This is a genomic window from Desulfobulbus elongatus DSM 2908, from assembly GCF_000621145.1.
In the GTDB taxonomy this organism is placed as follows: Bacteria; Desulfobacterota; Desulfobulbia; order Desulfobulbales; family Desulfobulbaceae; genus Desulfobulbus; species Desulfobulbus elongatus.
Genome location: NZ_JHZB01000010.1, coordinates 74,883 through 96,670 on the forward strand (window position 1 = coordinate 74,883; position 21,788 = coordinate 96,670).

The window sequence follows — 21,788 nt, forward strand, 5'->3', positions numbered from 1 at the left end:
AGGAGAACAGCGGCACAAAAAAAGCCCTGCCAGACGGCAGGGCTTTTTGATGTTCACGTGACGGAAACGACGGTCACGGTGCGATCGCGTGCAGTTCGATCCGCCGGTTTTTCTGGCGCCCTGCGGCGGTGGCGTTGTCGCCGACCGGGTTCTCCGCCCCGTAGCCCTTGGCGCTCAGGCGGGCGGCAGGCACGCCCTTGCCGGTCAGGTAGGCGACCACCGCCTGGGCCCGCTGGGCGCTCAGGGTCAGGTTGCGCTTGGCATCGCCGACGCTGTCGGTGTAGCCCGCCACCTCGATCCTGGCCTGGGGGACCAGCGCGAGCGTTGCGGCGGTCCGGTCGAGTTTCTTCCGGGATTCCGCAGTCAGGACCGCGGTTCCCGAGGTGAACCCAACGCCTTCGAGGACAATCCCTTTGTGCTGCTGGCAACCCAGCGCATTGACCGGTACGCCGGCCGGGGAGTCGGGACAGAGGTCGGCGGCGTCGGCAACGCCATCCCCGTCGGCGTCGGTTCCGGCGGCCTGCCGGTCGGTGGACGCCGCCGCAGAGGCTCCGGACGTCGACGGGGGTTGTGCCTTGACGGCTTCCAACTGTTTGCGCAGATCGTTGAGCGCCTGCTGCAAACCGTCTCGCTCCGTTTGCAGGATCTGCGCTTTCTGGGCGGCGCTTTTGGCCTCGTCGCTCTTGGCCTGCGCCGTCGCCGTCGCTTCGGCCATCTCTTTCTTCGCCAGGGCAGAAGCGGTTTCCAGTTGAATGACCTGATTGCGCAGGGTGGCGATCTGCTGGTTGAGGGTGGGAACGAGGTCCTGTTGCGCCTGCAGCAGGTTCTTGTCGGTCAGTTCCTTGATCCGGGTCCGGGAAGCGATCAGTTCCCCTTCCAGCGTTTTCAACTTGCCGTTGCTCATGGCCAGCGATTCGTTGCACCGTTGCATCGCGGCCTCGGCGTCGGCCGTCTTTTTCTCCGCTGTCTGCCGGGCTGCTTCGGCCGCAGTTGCCTTGGCTTCGAGAGCGGCGACCTGCTCCTTGATACCGGTCAGTTCCCTGACCTTGACCTCGGCCAGCGCCAGAGCGTTGCTTTTTTCGTCGATGGTCTGTTTCAGGCCGCCGACATCCTGCACCTGGGCCTGGACGGCCGCCAACTGGCCGGCCAGATCCGATTTCTCCAACTCCAATTGCTTGACGGCGGCGGCGGTGGCCTCGGCCTGCGTGGCCGCCTCGCCGATTTGCGCCTGCAACGCGGCCAGTTCCTCTGCCTGCTTGGCGGCGTTCTCCAGGGCCGTGTTCTTCTCCGCCAGGGTCTTGTTCATTTCCTCGATGCGTGTCTGGAGCGCGGCCATCTCCGAGAGTTTGCCCTCGGCCCTGGCCAGGGCTGCGGCCTGGTCCTCGAACGAATTCTTCATGGCGATCAGGCTGTTGTTGTCGGCCTGCAGGGCCTCCAATTGGCTGGCAAGTCCGAGTTTTTCGTTGCGAAGCGAGGTCGCGGCGGCGGTCAATTCGCCAATCCGGGCCTGAACGCCGCCCAGCGCGGTCTCCTTCGCCGCAAGTTGGGCCTCAAGGGCCTCCCTGCCGGCCAGGGCCGCGGCCAGTTTCTGCTCGGCCTCCGTCAGGGCGGCCTGGAGCGTGGCGCGGGCCGTTTCGCGTTCCGCGCCCTCCTTGCGGGCGGCTTCGGCTTCGGCTGCGCCCCGTTCCACTTCCTTGGCGGCCTGGATGTTGTTCTTGTTGAGGGCGACCACCTGTTTGCTCAACTGCTCGATCTTGGCGGTGGCCTCCTGGTTCATCCGGTCATATTCCTGGGTGCGTTCATCGAGCAGGCGCTGCACCGTGGCCACGGCCTGCGGTTGCGCCGCGACCTCCTGCCTGAGCGACTGGATGGTCAGCATGGCCTTGTCCAGGGCCTCGCTTTTTTCGGCGAGTGCCTGTGCCACCGCCGCCTTTTGCCCGACCAGGGCGTTGGCCTGCTGTTCTTTTTCGGCACTCAGGCGGATGAGCGCCTCCGCCTTCTGTCCGGTTTGTTCCAGATCTTTTTTGGTGGCGGCCAGTTGGTCCGCGGTTTCGGCGAGTTGGCTCTTGATCCGGTCTACGGTGCCGGTCTGCTCTTGAAGCTGCTGCCGCGCGGCGGCGAGGAGCGCCTCCTGTTCCTTGACGGATTTTTCGGTTTGCGCGCCGGCGGCCTGCATTTGGGCGAGGCGTTGCTGCATCTGCGCCAACTCGGCCCTGGCCTGCTTGACCTCGGTCTCTTTTTGCTCCCGATCGGCGGTCAGCGCTGCAATCCGGTCGGCCTGCTCCTTGAGTTTCCTGTCGGTGGTTTCGGTCGCCAGGGCCTGCTGCCGGCTGGATTCCTGACGCAGTTGCTCGACCTGTGCCTTGGCGGTGTTCAATTCAGTGGCCAGCCGGTTTTTCTCGGCGGTGAGCGCCTCGATCTGCCCGCTTTGTTCCTGGAGCAGCCTGTCCGAGGATTCGGCGGTTCCGGCCGTCTCGGCCTGCACGGAGCGTTCCCTGGCGATGATGGTTTCCTGGGCGTCGAGCAGTTGCTTGATCTGTTGCTCCTTCCGTGCCAGTTCGTCGCGCAGTTGCCGGAGTTCCCCTTCGGCTTGGGGTTCGGCCGGTGTCTGCACCTGGGCCTGGACGGCCGGCTGCGGCGCGGACGGTTCCGCTTGCGGCCGCTCCTGGGGGACCGCCGGTTGCGCCGGAGCGGGTGCGGCCGCCTCCTCCTGCGCTACGGGCGCGGGTGCCGGCTTGTCGGCCGCAGGCTTCCTGTCGGCACGGGCCTGGGGCGACGAAACCTGAGCCCTCTCCTTGGGAATCTCGGTTTCCCTGATGATCTTGCTGTTGAAATTGGCGAGCACGACATAGGCCGCGAGACCGGCGATGGACAGGAGAATCAGACGGATTTTCATGGTGTGTGTGGTCGTAGGGTTGAGGTCACATGGAAAAGGGGCTAGACGTCATTCTGCACGGGTTTGAGCCACAACGTGGCTAACGGCGGCAGGGTCAGCGACAGGCATTGGTCGAAGGTATGGCAGGATTCGGGCAGGGTGGCGAGCGCCGGTCCGTTGCCGAGACCACTGCCGCCGTAGATCTCCAGGTCGGAGTTGATCAGCTCCCGGTACGCCCCGGCCCTGGGCACGCCGATGCGGTACCGTTCGCGCACCACTGGGGTGAAATTGCAGACCACGACGATGAAGTCTTCGGCATTTTTGCCATAACGGAGAAAGGAGAAGACCGAGTTGTCGGAATCGTTGGCGTCGATCCAGCGGAAGCCGTTCCAGTCGAAATCGACCTGGTGCAGGGCCGGTTCGAACCGGTAGACCAGGTTGAGATCGCGGACCAGCCGCTGGACACCCCGGTGGCGCGGGGCCTCCAGGGCCAGCCATTCCAGGCCGCTGTCGTGGTTCCACTCCTGCCACTGGCCGAATTCGCCGCCCATGAACAGCAGCTTCTTGCCGGAATAGCCCCACATGAAACCGAAATAGGCGCGCAGATTGGCGAATTTCTGCCATTCGTCGCCGCTCATCTTGTTGAGCAGTGCGCCCTTGCCGTGGACCACCTCGTCATGGCTGAGCGGCAGGACGAAATTTTCGTGGAAGGCGTAGAGCATGCCGAAGGTCATCTGGTTGTGATGGAACCGCCGGAACAGGGCATCCTTGGCCATGTAGCTCAGGGTGTCGTGCATCCAGCCCATGTTCCATTTGAGGCTGAAGCCGAGCCCGCCGACATAGGTGGGCCGGCTGACCATGGGCCAGGAGGTCGATTCCTCGGCAACGGTCAGCACGCCGGGAAAGATGCCGTGCAGGACCTCGTTGACCTTGCGCAGGAAGCTGATGGCGGCCAGGTTCTCCCTGCCGCCGTATTCGTTGGCGATCCACTGCCCCTCCTCCCGTGAATAATCGAGGTAGAGCATGGAGGCCACCGCGTCGACCCGGAGGCCGTCGATATGGTATTTGTCGATCCAGAACAGGGCGTTGGAAATGAGAAAGGCGCGGACCTCGTTCCGGCTGTAGTTGAAGATCAGGGTGCCCCAGTCCTGATGCTCGCCCTGCATGGGATTGGCATGGGCGTACAACTGGGTGCCGTCGAAGTTGTTCAGGCCGGCGCCGTCCTTGGGAAAATGGGCCGGTACCCAGTCCAGCAGCACGCCGATGCCGGCCGCATGGCACTCGTCGACAAAGAACATGAAATCTTCGGGGGCGCCGAAGCGGGAGGTGGGGGCGTAGAAACCGAGCACCTGATAGCCCCAGGAGCCGTCGAAGGGATGCTCGGCGATGGGCAGCAGCTCGATGTGGGTGTAGCCCATCTCCTTGACGTACGGAATCAGTTCGGCGGCCAACTCGCGGTAGGTGAGATAGCGCTGGCCCCAGTGCGCATCCGCTTGCCGCCGCCAGGAGCCGAGGTGGACCTCGTAGATCGAGATCGGGCCGTCCAGGGGCTGGTGCCGGGCGCGGCCGTCGACCCATTCCCTATCCCGCCAGGGGTAGCGGTCGAGGTCCGCGACCACCGAGCCGGTGCGCGGCCGTTCCTCCATGGCGAAACCGAAGGGATCGGCCTTGTCGACCTGGTCGCCCGCCTGGGTGGTGATTCGGTATTTGTAGACCGAGTATTCGCGCAGATCCGGGATGAACAGGGTCCAGATGCCGCTATCGGACGAATGCATGGGATGCCGGTCCGGGTCCCAGCCGTTGAAATCGCCGATCACCGCGACCTGGCGGGCGTTGGGCGCCCACACCGCAAAAACGACCCCTTCGGCATCGGCAAAGCGCACCAGATGGGCGCCCAGTTTTTCGTAGGCCCGTTCGTGCGTGCCTTCGCTGATCAGGTAGCGGTCGAAATGGCTGAGCCATTCCGCCGGCACGGCCTTTCCGGCCGGGATGTCGTGCTCCATTTTTCGCGTGTGCCTCGCCTTGGTTCCAAGGTTGCAAAACGCGTCCAACTTACCGCATCAACCGATGAATGTCATGGGGAAATGTCGCTTTTCTCGCCACAATGGTGCGGCAGGGTGCCACCTTTTGGCGTGGTGTCCCGGTCTGTTTTCGACCGCTCCATCAGTCCAGGCAATGGCGAAGAATGGCGGCGACCCGCTCCGGGGTGCAGTCGGCCAGCCGCCAGGTCCGGGCCAGCCCCCGGGTATTGGCGGCGATGGCGGGGATTGCCGCGGCCGGGATGCCGAGATCGTCCAGGGTCAATGGCGCCTTGACGTCCGCGAGCCACTTCGCGAACCGGGCGATGGTCTGATCCGCCGCGGCCAGCGGTTCCGATTCGGCGAGCCGGAAGAGCCGCCCGCCGAGGCCGGCGATCCGGTGGGCCAGGGTCGTGCGGTAGGCGCGCAGCCAGCCGGGCAGGATCACGGCCATGCCGGCGCCGTGGGGAACATCGTAGAGGGCGCTTAAGGAATGCTCGATCAGATGCATGGGAAAGCCGACCCGGCCGAGACCGGCGGCGGTCAGGCCGTTGAGGGCCAAGGTGGCGGTCCACATCAGGTTGGCGCGGCCGTGGTAATCGCAGGGATCGCGCAGGCAGCGTTCGCAGGCGACCATGGCGTTTTCGATCAGGCCCTCCATCAGCCGGTCCTGCACCGGGGTGTCGGTGTCGCTGGCGGTGAGGTAGAATTCCAGCACATGGCTGATGGCGTCGACCGCGCCGAACACGGTCTGGTCCGGCGGCACGGTGCAGGTGGCCTGGGGATCGAGGATCGAGGTCCTGGGGTGGAGTAGGCGATGGCCGAACCCGAACTTCTCCCTGGTGTCGTCGTTGGTGAGCACCATGCCCGAGTTCATTTCCGAGCCGGAGGCGGCCAGGGTGAGCACTGTGGTCACAGGCAGGGCGGTTTTGATGCTTTTTTTGCCGGTGAAGAATTTCCACACGTCGTGCTCGACCGGTGTACCGGCGGCAATGGCCTTGGCGGTGTCGATGACCGAGCCGCCGCCCGCGGCCACGATCACCTCGGCTTGCCGGGCCCTGGCCAGGCGGATGCCCTGGCGGGCATGGGAAAGCAGGGGATTGGCGCGCACGCCGCCGTGCTCGACCACCTCAAGTCCCGCCGCATGCAGCGAGGCGAGAATCCGGTCGTAAAGGCCGCTCTCCTTGAGGCTGGACCGGCCGTAGACCAGCAGCGCCCGCCGGCCCCAGGCCCTGGTTTCCGGGCCGATGGCCTCGATGGTGCCCTGGCCGAACAGGATCTTGGCCGGATTGTGGAAGACGAAGTTGTGCATGGCGCTGGTCGGCGGGGCAGAGAAAAGCGGTTACCTGGCGAGGGAGGAGCGGAAAGGGATGCCGCTCACCAGAACTGCCAGAAGCCGGTCAGATAGACAAACAGGGCCAGGGCGATGTTGGTGACCGCGTGCGCCGTGATGCAGGCGATCAGATCCTGCCGGCGGACCCACAGCCAGGCCATGAGGAGGCCGTAGGCCACTGCGGCCGGCCATTCGGCCACGGCATGGCCCGAGGCAAAGGCCAGGGTCGAGATGATGACCGCCGGCCACGACCATGCGCCGGGGGCGATCTCGTTGATCGAGCGCTGATCCAGGGCGGTGAGCAACGGCTCCGCCTGACTGTCCCGCCGTCCCTGGTCCCATTGCAGGACCAGGCGGAAGATAAATCCCCGCATCATCAACTCCTCGAACAGGGGCACCACCAGCCCGGCGCTGAGCAGGCGCAGGATAAATCCCGGCACGGTCCAGGGGGTGGCGTCGTCGGCATGGACAAAGGGGGCCAGCAGTCCGAGCCACAGCACCAGCCCGGCCAGTCCGGCGAGGGTGCCGGTAACGATGGACCCGACCAGGGGCCTGGGACCGGTGAGGGAACAGTACCAGCGCCAGGCCCAGACCATCAACAGGGGGACGACAACGAGCCGGCACAGATAGCTGAGGTGCGGCGGCAGTACAGAGGGCGGCACCGAGGCGATCCCCACGTAGGCCAGGTAGGGCGCGGCGTAGGGGAGAATGAGCTGACGGTTGGTGATCACGATTTTCCGGGTGCTGGATGGGGCGATCAGTTGGCCGGCGGTTCCGTGTCCTTGGCCACCTGCTCCGCCTTCTCCCGTTTGCGGGTGCGGATGAAATCGATGATTGCCCACACCAGGAGCACGCCGCCGGCGATCCGGTTGAACAACTGGTGCTTCAGCATCTCCGGATCGGTGGTGAACCAGCCGTCGTAGACGCACCAGAGGCCGAATCCGGCCAGGAGGGCGGGAAAGATGTAGGGGCTGATCTGGGGCGGGGCGGGTGTTTTTCGTTCCGTCATGATGGCAGAGGAGGGGTGAAGGGAGGAGTGGGGACGACCCGGCTGAGTGCGTGGCACAAACGGACGAAGTCTTCCAGTTGCAAGGTTTCGGCCCGGACCGAAGGGGTTAGGCCGCAGGCTTCGATGCAGCGGACCAAGCTCGCCTTGTCCGGCGCCAGCACGGCCGCGGCCAGGCCGTTTTGCAGGGTTTTGCGCCGCTGGCCGAAGGCGGCGTGAACGATTCGGGCCAGCAGGGCGCGGTCGAATGCGCCCAGGGCCTGGACCCGCGCCGGTTGCGGCTGGAAGGCGATGCGGATCACCAGGGAGTCGACCTTGGGCCGGGGGTGGAATTCCGCCGGGTCGACCGCCAGCAGCGGCCGCACCTCGGCGCAGGCGGCGAGCAGCACCGTGGGCGCGCCGTACTCCTTGGTGCCGGGCCGGGCCATCAGCCGCAGAGCCATCTCTTTTTGCAGCATGACCACGGCGAAATCCATCAGCTCGGCGTGATCGATCAGGCGGAAAAGAAAGGGGCTGGAGATGGAGTAGGGCAGGTTGGCGACGATTTTCAATCGCTGGCCCGGTGCGGCCAAGGCGGCGAAGTCGACTTTGAGCACATCGGCGTGGACCAGTTCGACGTTGGCGGGCAGGTCCTGCTGCTCTTGGTGCAGGCGGATGATGCCGGCATCGGCCTCCAGACCGACCACATGGGCGCAGGCCGCGGCCAGCGGCCGGGTGAGGGCGCCCAGGCCGACCCCGACCTCGATCACCCGGTCGTCCGGATGCAGCCCGGCCAGATCAACGATCCGTTTCGGCGTGCGTTCGTGCACCAGGAAATTCTGGCCCAGCTTTTTGTGCGGGGCCAGACCCTGCCGCCTGAGAAGCTGTTTTGCGTGCACAGGGGCCATGGCGCCTCAGTTGAGCGGCGAGCGCGAGTAGGCGTCGGTGTCGGCCGCAGCCAACTGCCCGGCGAGGAAGCGGTAGTAGCCGGCCAGTCCGATCATGGCGGCGTTGTCGGTGCACAGGGCCGGCGCCGGCAGGAACAATTTGAATCCCCGCGCCGCGCACCGTTCGGCCAAAACCGCCCGCAGGCGCGGGTTGGCCGCCACCCCGCCGCCGAGCACCACCCGCCGGTGGCCGGTCCGCTCGGCCGCGGCCAGGGTCTTGTCCGCCAAAACATCGACCACCGCTTCTTGAAACGAGGCGCAGATATCGGCCACCGCCAGGGGCGCGCCGCTCCGGCGCTGGCCGTCGACATGGGCCGCCACCGAGGTCTTGAGGCCGCTGAAGCTGAAATCGAGGCTGTCCTCACCCAGCCGGGCGCGGGGAAAGGCGATGGCGGCCGGATCGCCGTCGGCGGCCAGGTGGCTGATCGCCGGTCCGCCGGGGTAACCCAAACCCAGCAGCTTGGCTACCTTGTCGAAGGCCTCGCCGGCGGCATCGTCGCGGGTGCGGCCCAGGCGGGTGAAGGTGAGCGGATCGTCGACCGCGAACAGCGAGGTGTTGCCGCCGGAGACGATCAGGGCGGTGTAGGGAAAGGCGGGCTGCGGGTTTTCGAGCAGGCAGGAGAGCAGGTGGCCGGCCATGTGGTCGACCCCGACGCAGGGCAGGCCGCGCACCAGCGCCAGAGCCTTGGCAAAGGTGAAGCCGACCAGGAGCGAGCCGACCAACCCCGGTCCCCGGGTGGCGGCGATCAGGTCGATGTCGTCCAGGCCGACTCCGGCCTGCGCCAGGGCCTCGTCGACCACGGGCCGGATCATCTCGATGTGGCGGCGCGAGGCCAGTTCGGGCACGATGCCGCCGAAGCGGGCGTGGATCTCGTTCTGGCTGCTGACCACCGAGGAACGGACCCGGTTTTCCGGTTCGAGCACAGCCGCCGCCGTGTCGTCGCAGGAGCTTTCAATGGCGAGGATAAGCATGGCGGCCGGTTGCAATCGCTCCGTATCGGTGTTATCAGTACAATGCAGTCACAGGTTGTCCACACGCCCTGGGACGAGGCACTCTTTTCTCCCGGGCACCATACACAATGACACAAAAAAATACCACAATTGCCCCTCGAACAAACGGACTTGTCGATCTCTTCGCCCGCTCCATCTCGTATCTGCGCCTGAGCCTCACCGACCGCTGCAATCTCCGCTGCCTGTACTGCGTCACCGAAGAGGAATCCGACGGTGTCCTGACCAAGCTCACGCATAACGAGTTGCTGTCATACGAGGAGTTGCTGCGGGTGGTGCGGGTGGCGGTGGCCATGGGCATCACCAAGGTCCGGCTCACCGGCGGCGAGCCCCTGGTGCGCCGCAACGTGATGCGGTTCATCCGCGAACTGACCGGGATCGAGGGACTGGACGACGTCCGCATCACCACCAACGGCGTGCTGCTCGAACGCTACGGCCGGGAACTGTATGAGGCCGGCGTGACCAAGGTGAACATCAGCCTCGATTCGCTCAAGCCCGAACGGGTGGCGGCCATCACCGGGGTCAACTGTTTCGACGCGGTCTGGCGCGGGATAGAAACGGTGCTGACGCTCGGCTTTGCCCCGGTGAAGCTCAACATGGTGGCCATGCGCCACATCAACGACGACGAGATCGTCGATTTCGCCCGGTTGTCACGGCGGCTGCCGGTGCAGGTGCGGTTCATCGAGTTCATGCCCATCGGCGAATCGAGCCGCTGGAACGCCGACACCTACATCAGTACCGACGAGATCATGGCCCGCATTGCCGCCCTCGGCGAGCTGATTCCCCTGGAAAAGGGGAGGAACGACGGCCCGGCCAGGGTGTTCCGCCTCGGGGCGGATTCGGTGGGGACGCTTGGTTTCATCAGTCCGCTCAGCCACCATTTCTGCAACCGCTGCAACCGGCTGCGCCTGACCTCGGCCGGCGCGCTCCGCTCCTGCCTGCTCCACGACGACGAGGTCGATCTCCGGACGGTGCTGCGCAACGGCTCGGGCGACGAGGCCGTTCGCGAGGCCCTGCTGGCCGCCATCCGCAACAAGCCCGAGGGGCATCACCTCGAGGAACGGCTGCGCCGCTCCGGCGGCGACTGCCATGGACGGATGTCGCGCATCGGCGGCTGAGACTGTTTATATCCCCGCTTCCTGTTATTCCGTCTTTCCCTGCCGGAGCCGCTCCAGTTCGTCCCAGCGCTCGTAGAGCTGCTCGGTGCGCGTCTGCACTTCCTGCTGTTCCTGCCAGTAGCGCTGCAATCGGCCCGGATCGGCCGCCACTTCCGGATCGGCCATCAGGGCTTCGAGTTCAGCCAGCCGGGCCTCGGCAGCCAGGATGTTCTCCTCCATCCGGTCGTATTCGCGCTGATCCATGTAGGAGAGCTTGCCCGGCCTGGGTTTCGCCGCCGGTTTTTCCCTGACCGGGGCCGGTGAGCTCGCCTCTTCTTCGCGGTCCCGTTCCTGGAGCATGGCCAGCCACTGGTCGTAGTCGGCGAAATACTCGGCCCGGCCGGCGCCGTCGAAGCCGAGCACCAGGTTGCAGACCCGGTCGAGGAGGAAGCGGTCGTGGGTGACCAGCACCAGGGCGCCGGGAAACTCGCACAAGCTCTCCTCCAGGACATCGAGCGAGGGGATGTCGAGGTCGTTGGTCGGTTCGTCCAGCAGGAGGACGTCCGCCGGCCGGAGCATCAGCCGGGCGATGAGAATGCGGGCCTGTTCGCCGCCGGAGAGCCGGTAGACCGGGGTTTCCAGTTGGTCGGTCCGGAAGAGGAAGCGCTTGGCCCAGGTGACCACGTGCAGAGACTGGCCCTGGTAGAGGACGCTGTCGCCCTCCGGGGCAAGGGCGCGGCGCAGGGTGGCGTCGGGATCGAGCGCCTGGCGGCGCTGGTCGAAGCTGACGATGCGCAGGCCGTCGGCAAGGACGATGGTGCCGGCATCCGGCTTGAGGCCGCTGTGGCCTTCGGCGGAGGCGAGGATGCGCATCAGGGTCGACTTGCCGCTGCCGTTGCGGCCCAGCAGGCCGAGGCGCAGGCCCGGCGTCAGGCTGAGGTCGAGGCCCGAGAACAGCGTCCGGCCGCTGAAGCCTTTTTCCAGGCCGGTGGCGGTGAGCAGTTTTTTGGTTTTGCGGCCGGTGGCGTCGAAGGCGATGCCCACCTGGCCCAACGAGCGGTTCCGGCTGCGGATCTCGCCCAGTTCGTCCTGGAGACGGCCCGCCTCCTCGATCCGGTAACGGGCCTTGGTGGTGCGGGCCTTGGGGCCGCGACGCAGCCATTCGGTCTCGCGGCGCACCTTGTTGGCCAGCCGTTCTTCCAGGTCCTGCCGCTGAAGCAGATAGTCGGCCTTCTTTTCGAGGAAATCGGCGTAGCCGCCGCGCACCTGGAATGAACCTTCGGGGTAGACCGGGGCCAGTTCGATCACCCGGTTGACCGTGTTTTCGAGGAAGCGCCGGTCATGGCTGACCATGAGCACCGCAGCCGGGCTTTCGGGCAGGGTGGCGCCGAGCAGGCGTTCGAGCCAGAGAATGCCCTCGATGTCCAGGTGGTTGGTGGGTTCGTCCATAACCAGGACATCGGGCCGGCCGACCAGGGCCCGGCAGACGGCCAGCCGCTTGCGCCAGCCGCCGGAAAGCAGGCGGACCGGTTGCTGTGGGTCGGGGAAACGGGCGCGGCTGAGCAGGGCGTGCACCCGGTTGTACTGCTCGGCCTCGTCGAGTCCCAGCCCCTGGCAGGCGGCATAGAGGTTGTCGGCGCAGTTGGCCTCCTCGGCGAACACGTCTTCCTGGGGCAGGTAGCCGATGCGGAGCAGCTTCTGGACAAAGACGGTGCCGCTGTCGGGTTGTTCCAGGCCGCAGAGGATCTTGAGCAGGGTCGATTTGCCCGAACCGTTGGGGCCGATCAGGCCAACGGTGTCGCCGGCGTTGATGACCAGGGTGACCCCGGAAAACAGTTCCTGGGCGCCGAAGGCCTTGGCCAGTCCCTGGCCGCTGAGAAGGGCGCACATGACGGTGGCGGGAGAATCGGCAGCCTTGATCGCGTTTTTAGTCGAGGCTGCCGTTCAAGTTGATGTCGTCGGCCCGCGGATAGGAGCCGAGCAGCTCGAAATAGGCGCAGATCTGGCGAAGGATGTTGCAGGCCTCGTGGATGACCGGGTCCTCGATGTGGCCGATCATGTCGAGGAAGAAGAGGTAGCTCCACTGCTTGTCCTTGGTCGGCCGGGATTCGATCTTGGCGAGGTCGATGTTTTTGGCGGACAGAATGGTCAGGATCTCGTTGAGCGCGCCGGGGCGGTTGATCAGGCCGATGAGGATCGAGGTCTTGTCGCGGCCGCTCTTCTTGGGCGACTTGCGGCCGATGACCAGAAAGCGGGTGGTGTTGCCCTGATAGTCCTCGATGCCCGGCACCACCACCTGGAGCCCGTAGGTGTTGATGGCCAGCGAACTGGCGATGGCGGCGACATTGGGGTTGTTGGCGGCCATCTGGGCGGCGGTGCCGGTGGAAAAGACATCCAGTGTGGGGATCTTGGGCAGATTTTTCCGCAGCCAGTTGCGGCATTGGGCCAGCGGCTGGGAGTGGGAGGCCACGGTCTGGATGTCCTCGATGTTGCCCGAACGGTTGACCAGGTTGTGGGTGATGGCCAACTGGATCTCGCCGCAGATCTTGACCTTGTACTTGAGGAAGGCGTCGAGCGAATAGGTGACCGCGCCTTCGATGGAATTCTCCACCGGGATGATGCCGTACTGGACCCGCTCCTTCTCCACCTCCTCGAACACCTCGGCAATGGATTCCATGGGCAGGTACTCGGCGGTCTGGCCGAAATACTTGACTCCAGCCAGATGGGAAAAGGTGGCTTCCGGGCCGAGATAGGCCACCGAGGCCTTGCGCTGCGACAGGCGACAGGTGGTGATGATTTCGTGGAAGATCGAGCGGAGCGCCTTGTAGGGAAAGACGTCGTTGTTGCTTTCCCGCAGCCGCTCGTAGATCTCCAGTTCGCGCTGTGGGTCCCATTTGGCCCGGCTGGTTTCGCTTTTGAGCAGGCCGATGGTCTTGGCGCATTCGAGGCGCTCCTTGAGGAGTTCCAGAATGGTGTCGTCGATCTGGTCGATGCGCTGGCGCACCTGGGGAATGCTCGGTTTCGGTTCTTGATCCATGATTCGGCGTGGTTGAAAAAAGCTCGGCTGGACTGGGGTCGGGCGGAAAACGCTCCCACCCCCTGCCTGATTAAGGCCGCCACTATAGCATTGTTCGTGGGTTATGGGAACCTTTAAGGATGGTCCGGTTTGTTTCGACTGCGGCGCCCGCAAGGGGCGACGGAAGGTTTCTTCATTGTTTTTAAGAATTATTCGCTTGCGTTGACGGCGAGGATCGGGTACAGAGTCATATCCACATTTCCTGGCATGTTCCTTTTCTGCTATCCCACGTTTTCATCCCGAATCCTTCGATATCCGAAAAGTTCCTGCTAACTACCCCCCTTGCGGGAAGGAGAGGCATGAAACTTTTTGTCGGCAGTCTTCCTTACACTATCACCGAAGCGGAATTGTCCGACCTGTGCGGTGCCTTTGGCACGGTGGTCAGCGTGAAGCTGATCGTCGATCAGTTTACGGGGCGGCCCAAGGGATTCGCCTTCGTCGAAATGGCCAACAGGTCCGAAGGACACAAGGTGATGGACGGCCTGAACGGCAAGGAATACAACCATCGCAAGCTGGTCTGTAACGAAGCGAAACCGCCGGCCAAGAAAGGCCAGAGGCGCCGGTAGATTATTTTCGCAGACAATTTTCCCCACAGCCGACCCACGTGCGCATCGGACAACGGTTCGATGCGGCACTCCCAACCCAACCCATCCGGTTCCGACTGTCCATCAACGCCACAATCCAGGAGCTGCGGCTTTCGATCGCAGCTTTTCATCAACATTTTCAGTAATCGGCCCCTGCTGCCGGCCGCCGACCCTGTCCCATGGGGGAAGGGGGCTTCTGCGGCCGGCTGTTGCAATTGCCGCCGATTACCGGAGCGCTCATGAGTTTTAACCGTTTTTCTTTGCATCCACACATTCTTCAGGCAATGCATCAATGCGGCTACACCGCACCAACCCCAATCCAGGAGCAAGCCATTCCCCCGATTCTCGGGCGGCGCGATCTCCTCGGTCTGGCGCAGACCGGCACCGGCAAGACAGCGGCCTTCGCCGTGCCGATGATCCACCATCTCCTGCAGACTCCCGCCAAGGGGGTGAGGGCGCTGATCCTTGCCCCGACCAGGGAACTGGCCGAGCAGATCAACGACTTTATCCGCACGATCATTGACAAAACCGGGCTGCGCTGCATCGCCGTGTACGGCGGGGTCAGCAAACAGAAGCAGATCGGCGGCCTCCGCAACGGAGCCGATATCGTGGTGGCCTGTCCGGGCCGTCTTCTCGACCTGCTCAACGACAAGGTGCTCGACCTCGGCCAGGTGGAAATCCTGGTTCTCGATGAGGCCGACCACATGTTCGACAAGGGGTTCCTGCCCGATATCCGCCGGATTCTGCGCCAATTGCCCAAACAGCGCCAATCCCTGGTTTTTTCCGCGACGATGCCGGCCGAGATCCGGCATCTCGCCGAGGATATGCTCCATGACCCGGTCACCGTACAGATCAATCCCACCCGTTCGGTGGACGGTATCACCCATCATCTCTATGCGGTCGAACAGGGACAGAAGACGTCGCTGCTCATGTCCCTGCTGCAGGAAGAGACGATGACCAGCACCCTGGTCTTCACCCGCACCAAGCACAGGGCCAAGAATCTGGCGCTGCAGTTGACCCGGTCGGGAGTCAAGGCCACCTCGCTGCAGGGCAACCTGTCGCAGAACAAACGGCGGCAGGCCCTCGACGGCTTCAAAAGCGGAACGTTCAATGTCCTGGTGGCCACCGACATCGCCGCGCGCGGCATCGATGTCTCCGGGATCTCCCACGTCATCAACTACGATGTGCCGGATACCGCCGAGGCATATATCCATCGGACCGGCCGGACCGGCCGTGCCTCGCGCACCGGCGATGCCCTGACTTTTGCCACCGGCGAGGATGGGCGGATGATCCGGGCCATCGAGGGGGTGCTCGACAACAGAATGTGCCGGCACGGTCTTCCCGCTCTGCCTGCGGCCGCAACCCGGCCGCGGCTGCAGGAAACCGGTGAGGAGAAAAAACGGCCTGCAGCGGCTCGATCCCCCCGTCAGGGGAGAAAGGGCGGTGCCGAAAACGGACGTCCACAGCGCAAGTCCGGCACCGGCCTGAACGTTTTCGGGTTGAGCAGGCGTTCGGAATGATTGCAGGAACCATCGAAATGCCGTCCCGCCATAACGGGACGGGAGAACACCAGGCCCCAAGGGGGGGCCGACCGCAAACCGTGCGCAGCGCGCACCACAGAAGAGGAGAAGGAACAATGGCTGAAGGAACTGTAAAATGGTTTAACGATTCTAAGGGGTTCGGCTTTATCGAGCAGGATGGCGGCAAGGATGTGTTTGTCCACCATTCCGCCATTCAGGCCGACGGATTCAAGTCGCTCCAGGAGGGGGAACGCGTGAGCTTCAATGTGGTCGACGGCGCCAAGGGGCCCGCCGCCGCCAACGTCGTGAAAAAACGATAAGCGTGCCCTGCCACCTGATGAGAACCCCCGTCCTCCGGGGCGGGGTGTGGAACAGCGGCACAATCTGTCAACCACCGCGTTGGGGAGCAGTGTGATGAAGCGCACGAACTACAAGCAGGAAAAAAGGCTCAAGGAGCTGGAAAAGCAGAAAAAGAAGGAAGCCAAGAAAGAAAAGAAGATGCAGCGCGATAAGGTGCCGCAGACGGGCGAGGAGAACGTGGATTATCAGGAGGAACCGGTCTGACCGGTTCTTCTTGCGTCCCGCTTGTTCTTGTCCTTCGTTTTTTCCCGTTGTTCAGGGAGAGAGTTGCGCCACCGCGGTGGCGAGATCGGCGCGGATTTCTTCCGCGGTTTCGTAAAAAACTTCGGCGCCCGCCGAAAAATGGAGCAGGATATTGTTGAGCGCCTCGGGAATGTAGGGGAAGAGCTTCTTCAGGTTGACCACCCTGTTGGGCACCAGGAGGGAGAAATCGCCGGGCGCGAGCGCATCGGCCACCGACGCCCCCAAGGCGGGATCGGCCAGAATCTCGCGGAGATGATAGTCGCCCCGGCCGATCAGGTAGAGCAGGAGGTTGCCCAGCTCGAACAGATCGAGGGCAAACGGCTTTTCCGGCAGATAGAAATCGTAGTCGAAGTCGATCCAGTACAGTAGACCGGTGTCGCGGTGGGCGAAGACATGGTCCCGCCGGATATCGCCGTGGCGGAAGCCGTGGCGGTGCAGGAAGGCGATCCCCTCCAGGCAGCCGAGAAACCGGGTGAGAATATCCGGTAGTTCATTGAAAAAATACTCCCGGTGCGTGCTGCCGGTATGGATGACCTTGTCCAGCCGGTTGCCGGCCACCGGTACCAGGACCCGCACCAGATTGCCGGCCGCGTCCACCAGGGTTTCGCCCTGCATGAAGTTGGGGCGGCCCTGCACCAACTCCAGGATCCTGGCCTCCTTCTCGGGGCTGCGGTAGCAGGTGACCGCGAACCGCCCCAGCCGCATGTCGAACGTTTCCCTGAATTCCAGCTTGAGGATATAGTGGTCCATCGTGACCAGGTCCACCACCTTGGGGACCCATGGCTTGATCTGCTCGTCCACCCCGAACCGGCCCTCCTTGGTGTAGGAGGTGATCAGAAAATACCGGCCCTCCACGGCGATGACGTCGCCGTAGTCGATGGAGGTGAAGTCGGTGGTGTCGGTGTAGACCCGGGACGGCCGCCGCAGGCTGCGGGTGACCCTGTGCTCCCGAAGGGCATGGGCCGCCTCGTCCGGCAGGGCGGCGATACTCTGGTAGGGAATCATCAGCCGATCACCCAGACCGCGATGTCGCGGCCGTTGTGGATGAGGGCGTTGGAGATCGAGCCGAACAGGAATTCCTCGGCCTTGGAGATGCCCCGCTTGCCCACCACGATGGTGCCGTATCCCTTCTGGGTCTGGAGTTCGAGGATGGCGGCGCTGATCGATTGCTGACCGGCGATCCGGCAGCGGGTGGCGATGGCCTGCGGCGACACGCCGTGGGACTGGAGGATGGCGCCGGCTTTTTCGAACAAAGCCGTGGCCCGTTCTTCCTGCTCCCGTTTGTAGTCGTCCAGGGTGGCGCCGGATTGGTAGAAGCCGGGCGGCGGCTCGGGATAGATATGGAGCAGGCAGAGACGGATGTCGCGCAGGTGGCCGGCGATGCTGCCGACATAGTCGACTGCGTTGAGGGAGCGAGGAGAATCGTCGATGGCGATGATGATCCGTTTCCAGTCACTCATGGGGCACCTCCTCACGGATACGGGGAACGCGGTCCCGGCTGTGGGATGCTTTTTTTTACCATAAGGTGGTTGGCGGCACGAGGCAAGTTTTTCGCCGGTGTCACGGACCGCTGAGGTGCGTTGGGGCCGTTTTTCGGTTTCATGCCCCGATCCCGCCGGCGGCACGGACGAAAAAGAGGTGCCAGGCCTCGGGAACGTCGACGATCGCCGCGCCGATGGTCTTGCCTCTCCAGCCGGTCCGTTGCCAGCGCGGTTCGATATGGAGGACCGGCAGGCCGGGATCGTCGCTGGAAAACACGGTCAGGCGGCCGGCACTGTGGTAGAGTTGTTCGGGCAGATTGCGCAGGCAGATGCCGCAGGGGGAGATGTCGCCGATTTCGGCTGTGGCGCACAGGCAGCCATCGGTGACCCGGACGAGAGTGTTCTTGAGGGGGATGCGGCGATGGCGGCGTTTCTCCACCGGGACCGCAGCGGTGGACTGGGCGGTGTCGGCCGTCCGACCCGTCCGGGTGAGAAGCGAGCCGACGGAGCGCCGCCATTGCCGCCGCATCTCCCGCAGCAGCCGCCTGATCGGCGGTTCGGCGGAGAGGGAAAAGTCGTTGTCGGGGAAGGGTGCCATTGTGTTGTTCCGGGGACCGGAGAATGATGCGGTCATGCCCTGAATGAAGGAATTGTTCCTATTATAAAAAGAGAAGCGGCCAAGGCAAAGTAAAGAAATCCGTCGCGGCCGAAATGAAGGCGAGGCGGAAACATATGGCCGGAGGGCGGACCGACCGGCAACCAATCACAGGGATGATGACCATGGCGGACACGATCGTACTGGCAACCGGCAACCGGCACAAGTTCGCGGAATTGAAAGAGGTACTCGGTGGCATTCCAATCGAGTTCCGAGGCCTGGTCGATTTCGCGCCCGCGCCCGAGGCGATCGAGGATGGCGCCACCTTTGCCGAGAATGCCTGCAAAAAGGCGGTGCATTACGCCCGCCTGTTCGGTCTGCCCTGTCTGGCCGACGATTCCGGCCTGGTGGTCGATGCGCTGGCCGGCCGGCCGGGGGTCCATTCGGCCAGATATGCCGGACCGGACGCCACGGACCGGGCCAACTGCGACCTCCTGCTCCGGGAAATGGCCGGGGTCGGCAAGCGGACCGCCCGTTTTGTCTGCGTGCTCACCCTGGCGACCCCGAACGGCGCCAGCCTGTCCTGGGAGGGCCGGTGCGAAGGCGAAATCATTGCCGAACGGCGGGGGGAGCACGGATTCGGCTACGATCCCCTGTTCCTCATCCCGGAGCTGGACAAAACCCTGGCCGAGATCCCGCTGGAGGCAAAGGGGGCGTTCAGCCACCGGGGCAGGGCCCTGGCGCAATTCATCGACGAATTCGACCAAATACAAAAATGGCTGCGGCAGCAGCCGGCGGGTCCGGCCTCCCGGCGCGAGGGAACGGTGCCTTAGAGCGCGGCCGGCTCACCGCTCTTTTCGCTTCATCTGCCGGCGGATGATCATTTCGCAGGCCGCGCAGTCGAACTCCACGGTGTAGCGGCCCGTCTTGTCGGCAAGGATCAGGGGCACGGCCGGCGTCTCTTTATTTCCGCCTTGGCGCGGACACAGCCCCAGTTCGGCCCGCAGGCAATATCTGCTGGTCATGAGGGCGCCATCGGCCATCTCGGCGGCCCGCAGCGGCGGGCGGTCCAGCCGCAGTACCCCGTGGCGGCGATAGAAGGCGGCGGCATGGCTGTTGCTGATGTTGTCCAGGTAGTCCACCTCGGCGGCGGGCCAGGGTGCCGCGTTGGGCGCACGTTTCTTGGTCGGCGAGGTGTACGTCGCGAGGCGCGCGGCCAGATAGGCGGCGAATCCCTGCCGCCGCAGTTCGTTGCACACGGCCACCGGAACGAAGAGATCCGGCCGTACATCGACCGCCACCTCGGTCACCGAGAAGATGCTCTCGCCGCTTTTCACCAGCTGCCGGGCGGCCATGGACTCGATCATGCCGGAGGTGCGCGCCTGTTCCTTGCGCACCGGCAGCGCCACCGCGGACACGATGCCGTCCTCATCCTCGATGGTCAGGCGCAGGCCCGTCTCCGTTTCCGCAAGCCGCAGCCGCACCGCAATGGTCCGGCAGAGGGCGCTTCGCGCCAGAATCCTGTTGAATTCCGCGTCGTCATTCCGAAAAATTTCCGTGCCCACCGCCAAATGCAGCCGGGCGGCGCCGTCCCTGGGATACACGGTCCGACCGGCCACCCGGTTCACCTTGATGCCCACCAGGGTGTCGTCCCCATCGAAAAAACAGAGGCCGTCGCCGTTGTGCACCGCTTCCTCTCCGGAGAGGGTGAACGAGGCCGCGCCCGTTTCGGTCACGCATCCCACCTTCTTGCCGATCGATTTGGGGGTGCGGATCGCCGCGACCCGCTTTCTCCGCCCGGTGAGGAACAAATCGGTGGCCCCGCGATGGAACGACCGTTCCGGGTCCGGGATAAAATCGAACCGGCACCGCCCGGCGGAGGAGCGGGCCAGATCGGGCCGCGCCTCGATGAGGGCGTCCAGGGCCAGCCGGTAGGCCGCGGTCACATTCTTGACGTAATTCTCGTCTTTCAGCCGGCCTTCGATCTTGAACGAGCGAATGCCGGCATCGACGAGCGCGCCCAGATGGGCGGACAGATCCAGGTCCTTCAGGCTGAGCAGGTGGCGGCCCTTGACCAGAGTCCGTCCTTTTTCGTCCAGGAGGTCGAATTGGTGGCGGCAGAATTGGGCGCACTGGCCCCGGTTGGCGCTCCTGCCCGCCACCACCTCGCTGAAATAGCACTGGCCGCTGTAGCAGACGCACAGGGCGCCGTGGACGAAAAACTCCAGCGGCACCGTGGTGGCGGCGCGAATGGCCCGGATTTGGGCCAGGCTCAGCTCACGGGCGAGCACCACCTGGGCGAATCCCGCCTGTTCGAGAAAGCGGACCTTCTCCGCGGTACGGTTGTTCATCTGGGTGGAAGCGTGCAGGGGAATCGGCGGCAGGTCCGCCTCCAGCAGGCCGACATCCTGGACGATCAGCCCGTCGGCGCCGAGTTCGTGCAACTGGCGGCACAGCGCCACCGCCCGGTCGAACTCGTCGTCTTCGAGAAGGGTGTTGAGGGCCACGTAGACCCTGGCCCGAAATTGGTGGGCATAGGCCACCAATTGCCCGATGTCGGCCAGACTGTTGGCCGCCGCCGACCGGGCGCCGAAGAGCGGGCCGCCGATGTAGACGGCGTCGGCGCCGTGGTTGATGGCGGCGATGCCGCAGGCGAGATTTTTCGCCGGGGCCAGCAGTTCGATGGGCGATGGGGGCATGGGACAAAGGGCAATGGGTCAAGGTTGGGGCGGCCGGTCATGAGACTGATACGCCCTTTCCCGGAAAAATCAATCCATGTGCCGGAAAAAACCGCCGGGTTCGGTTCGCCGCTCTCTTTGCGCCGTTTTCGTTTTTTTCATTGGTTGAAACGGCGCCATAGAAATTTTCTTGTTCAATATAATCAACATATTATCATTTATTTTATTGCCGGTTCCGACTGTGTGTCCACAGGCATCAGGCCAGGGTAACCGATACGGCCACATGGATAATTCCGCTGGAATATCAGGCAACTCTGCGGTATGATTCAAGTGATTTGGAGATAACGGCCGGCTGGCGCGTTTCAGGCCGCGGCCGTTGTTGCAGGATGTACGGAAAAAGGAGAACGACAATGAAGAAGAAACGGATGGTGGTGCTGCTGGCGGCGGGGTGGCTGGTCGCCGGTGCCGGTGCGCCGGCGCAGGCGCTCGATCTCTACGGATTCGCCAGTTATTGGGACAAGGGCGATGCCGACGGCAAGGCCGGCGTCGGCATCGGGCTCGGCATGCCTCTCTTGTCCGAACATCTCAGGCTCGACGGCCGGACGTACTTCATCGAGAAGAGTTCCCTGTCCCGCGACGACGACCTCACCATGATCCCCTTCGATCTCGGCCTGCAACTGCACCTGCTGCCGCACGCCGACCTGAACCCCTACGGCCTGGCCGGCGTGTCCTACATTTATGCCGACGCCGACCGCAGCGATGTCGATTCGAGCTTCGGCGCCTATCTCGGCGGCGGCATCGAATGGGCGCCGATTCCCTTCCTCAGGCTGTTCGGGGAAGGCATCTACCGCTTCCAGGAACTGGACGGACGCCGCGGCAGCGATATCGATGTCAGCGGCCTGACCGGCAATGTGGGCGTGAAGTTCTTTTTTTAAAAAAGGCGAACATCGGTCGCCTGCACGGAGTGTGGACCCGCTGCTCCCCGACG

General features: G+C 64.3%; 20 protein-coding genes. 7 read left to right on the forward strand and 13 right to left on the reverse strand.

Going from position 1 to position 21,788, the window contains the following annotated elements:
* Positions 1–73: 73 nt before the first annotated feature.
* The 7 genes from Q362_RS22145 to tsaD form a co-directional block, all read right to left on the reverse strand.
* The gene (locus Q362_RS22145) at positions 74–2,896 is read right to left on the reverse strand and encodes an OmpA family protein (protein ID WP_051553867.1); all 2,823 of its coding nucleotides are present in this window, start codon (positions 2,894–2,896) and stop codon (positions 74–76) included.
* A 41-nt stretch (positions 2,897–2,937) separates the two neighbouring features.
* Entirely contained in the window at positions 2,938–4,878 is a 1,941-nt protein-coding gene (glgB, locus tag Q362_RS0107385; protein WP_028318162.1) for a 1,4-alpha-glucan branching protein GlgB, read from the reverse strand.
* A gap of 160 nt (positions 4,879–5,038) precedes the next feature.
* Positions 5,039–6,205, reverse strand: a complete 1,167-nt coding sequence (locus Q362_RS0107390; protein WP_028318163.1) for an iron-containing alcohol dehydrogenase — start codon at positions 6,203–6,205, stop codon at positions 5,039–5,041.
* Between the two features lie 65 nt (positions 6,206–6,270).
* Entirely contained in the window at positions 6,271–6,957 is a 687-nt protein-coding gene (locus Q362_RS0107395) for a CPBP family glutamic-type intramembrane protease (protein ID WP_028318164.1), read from the reverse strand.
* Positions 6,958–6,983: 26 nt separating this feature from the next.
* Positions 6,984–7,235, reverse strand: coding sequence for a hypothetical protein (locus tag Q362_RS0107400; RefSeq protein WP_028318165.1), 252 nt, complete (start codon positions 7,233–7,235; stop codon positions 6,984–6,986).
* A complete protein-coding gene (gene rsmA, locus Q362_RS19650; RefSeq protein WP_035215956.1) occupies positions 7,232–8,119 on the reverse strand; it encodes a 16S rRNA (adenine(1518)-N(6)/adenine(1519)-N(6))-dimethyltransferase RsmA in 888 nt (295 codons plus the stop codon). The genes Q362_RS0107400 and rsmA overlap by 4 nt, the downstream gene beginning before the upstream one ends.
* Positions 8,120–8,125: 6 nt before the next feature.
* The gene (tsaD, locus tag Q362_RS0107410) at positions 8,126–9,130 is read right to left on the reverse strand and encodes a tRNA (adenosine(37)-N6)-threonylcarbamoyltransferase complex transferase subunit TsaD (protein ID WP_028318166.1); all 1,005 of its coding nucleotides are present in this window, start codon (positions 9,128–9,130) and stop codon (positions 8,126–8,128) included.
* Between the two features lie 107 nt (positions 9,131–9,237).
* Here tsaD and moaA point away from each other — a divergent pair, with 107 nt between their 5' ends.
* Positions 9,238–10,284, forward strand: coding sequence for a GTP 3',8-cyclase MoaA (gene moaA, locus Q362_RS0107415; protein WP_028318167.1), 1,047 nt, complete (start codon positions 9,238–9,240; stop codon positions 10,282–10,284).
* A gap of 24 nt (positions 10,285–10,308) precedes the next feature.
* Here the strand turns inward: moaA and Q362_RS0107420 are convergent, their stop codons facing one another.
* Positions 10,309–12,153 (reverse strand): ABC-F family ATP-binding cassette domain-containing protein, encoded by a 1,845-nt coding sequence (locus Q362_RS0107420; RefSeq protein WP_028318168.1) that lies wholly within the window; start codon positions 12,151–12,153, stop codon positions 10,309–10,311.
* Positions 12,154–12,190: 37 nt separating this feature from the next.
* The gene (gene pheA / locus Q362_RS0107425; RefSeq protein ID WP_028318169.1) at positions 12,191–13,300 is read right to left on the reverse strand and encodes a prephenate dehydratase; all 1,110 of its coding nucleotides are present in this window, start codon (positions 13,298–13,300) and stop codon (positions 12,191–12,193) included.
* Between the two features lie 338 nt (positions 13,301–13,638).
* Here pheA and Q362_RS0107430 point away from each other — a divergent pair, with 338 nt between their 5' ends.
* From Q362_RS0107430 to Q362_RS24040, 4 genes are all read left to right on the forward strand, one after another.
* Entirely contained in the window at positions 13,639–13,905 is a 267-nt protein-coding gene (locus tag Q362_RS0107430; RefSeq protein ID WP_028318170.1) for an RNA recognition motif domain-containing protein, read from the forward strand.
* Between the two features lie 257 nt (positions 13,906–14,162).
* Positions 14,163–15,443: a DEAD/DEAH box helicase gene (locus Q362_RS19655; RefSeq protein ID WP_084312420.1), complete on the forward strand. Its 1,281-nt coding sequence runs from the start codon at positions 14,163–14,165 to the stop codon at positions 15,441–15,443.
* 116 nt (positions 15,444–15,559) lie between these two features.
* Positions 15,560–15,763 (forward strand): cold-shock protein, encoded by a 204-nt coding sequence (locus Q362_RS0107440; RefSeq protein WP_028318171.1) that lies wholly within the window; start codon positions 15,560–15,562, stop codon positions 15,761–15,763.
* A 94-nt stretch (positions 15,764–15,857) separates the two neighbouring features.
* Entirely contained in the window at positions 15,858–16,007 is a 150-nt protein-coding gene (locus Q362_RS24040; protein WP_169737380.1) for a hypothetical protein, read from the forward strand.
* A gap of 51 nt (positions 16,008–16,058) precedes the next feature.
* Here Q362_RS24040 and Q362_RS0107450 read toward each other — a convergent pair whose 3' ends face one another.
* The 3 genes from Q362_RS0107450 to Q362_RS0107460 form a co-directional block, all read right to left on the reverse strand.
* Positions 16,059–17,051 carry a protein kinase family protein gene (locus Q362_RS0107450; RefSeq protein WP_051553869.1) on the reverse strand — a complete coding sequence of 331 codons (993 nt, stop codon included), beginning with the start codon at positions 17,049–17,051 and terminating at the stop codon, positions 16,059–16,061.
* Positions 17,051–17,506, reverse strand: a complete 456-nt coding sequence (locus Q362_RS0107455; protein WP_035215961.1) for a universal stress protein — start codon at positions 17,504–17,506, stop codon at positions 17,051–17,053. Before Q362_RS0107455 ends, Q362_RS0107450 begins: the two co-directional genes overlap by 1 nt.
* 139 nt (positions 17,507–17,645) lie before the next feature.
* Positions 17,646–18,125 carry a hypothetical protein gene (locus Q362_RS0107460; protein ID WP_028318174.1) on the reverse strand — a complete coding sequence of 160 codons (480 nt, stop codon included), beginning with the start codon at positions 18,123–18,125 and terminating at the stop codon, positions 17,646–17,648.
* 182 nt (positions 18,126–18,307) lie between these two features.
* On the opposite strand from Q362_RS0107460, the gene Q362_RS19660 reads away from it, so the two are divergent.
* On the forward strand, positions 18,308–18,955 hold the full coding sequence (locus Q362_RS19660; protein ID WP_035216016.1) for an XTP/dITP diphosphatase: 648 nt from the start codon (positions 18,308–18,310) through the stop codon (positions 18,953–18,955).
* A gap of 12 nt (positions 18,956–18,967) precedes the next feature.
* On the opposite strand, the gene Q362_RS0107470 is transcribed toward Q362_RS19660, so the two are convergent.
* The gene (locus Q362_RS0107470) at positions 18,968–20,821 is read right to left on the reverse strand and encodes a peptidase U32 family protein (protein WP_035215964.1); all 1,854 of its coding nucleotides are present in this window, start codon (positions 20,819–20,821) and stop codon (positions 18,968–18,970) included.
* Positions 20,822–21,210: 389 nt separating this feature from the next.
* Here Q362_RS0107470 and Q362_RS0107475 point away from each other — a divergent pair, with 389 nt between their 5' ends.
* Positions 21,211–21,735, forward strand: coding sequence for an outer membrane beta-barrel protein (locus tag Q362_RS0107475; RefSeq protein ID WP_028318176.1), 525 nt, complete (start codon positions 21,211–21,213; stop codon positions 21,733–21,735).
* The last annotated feature ends 53 nt before the right edge of the window (positions 21,736–21,788 follow it).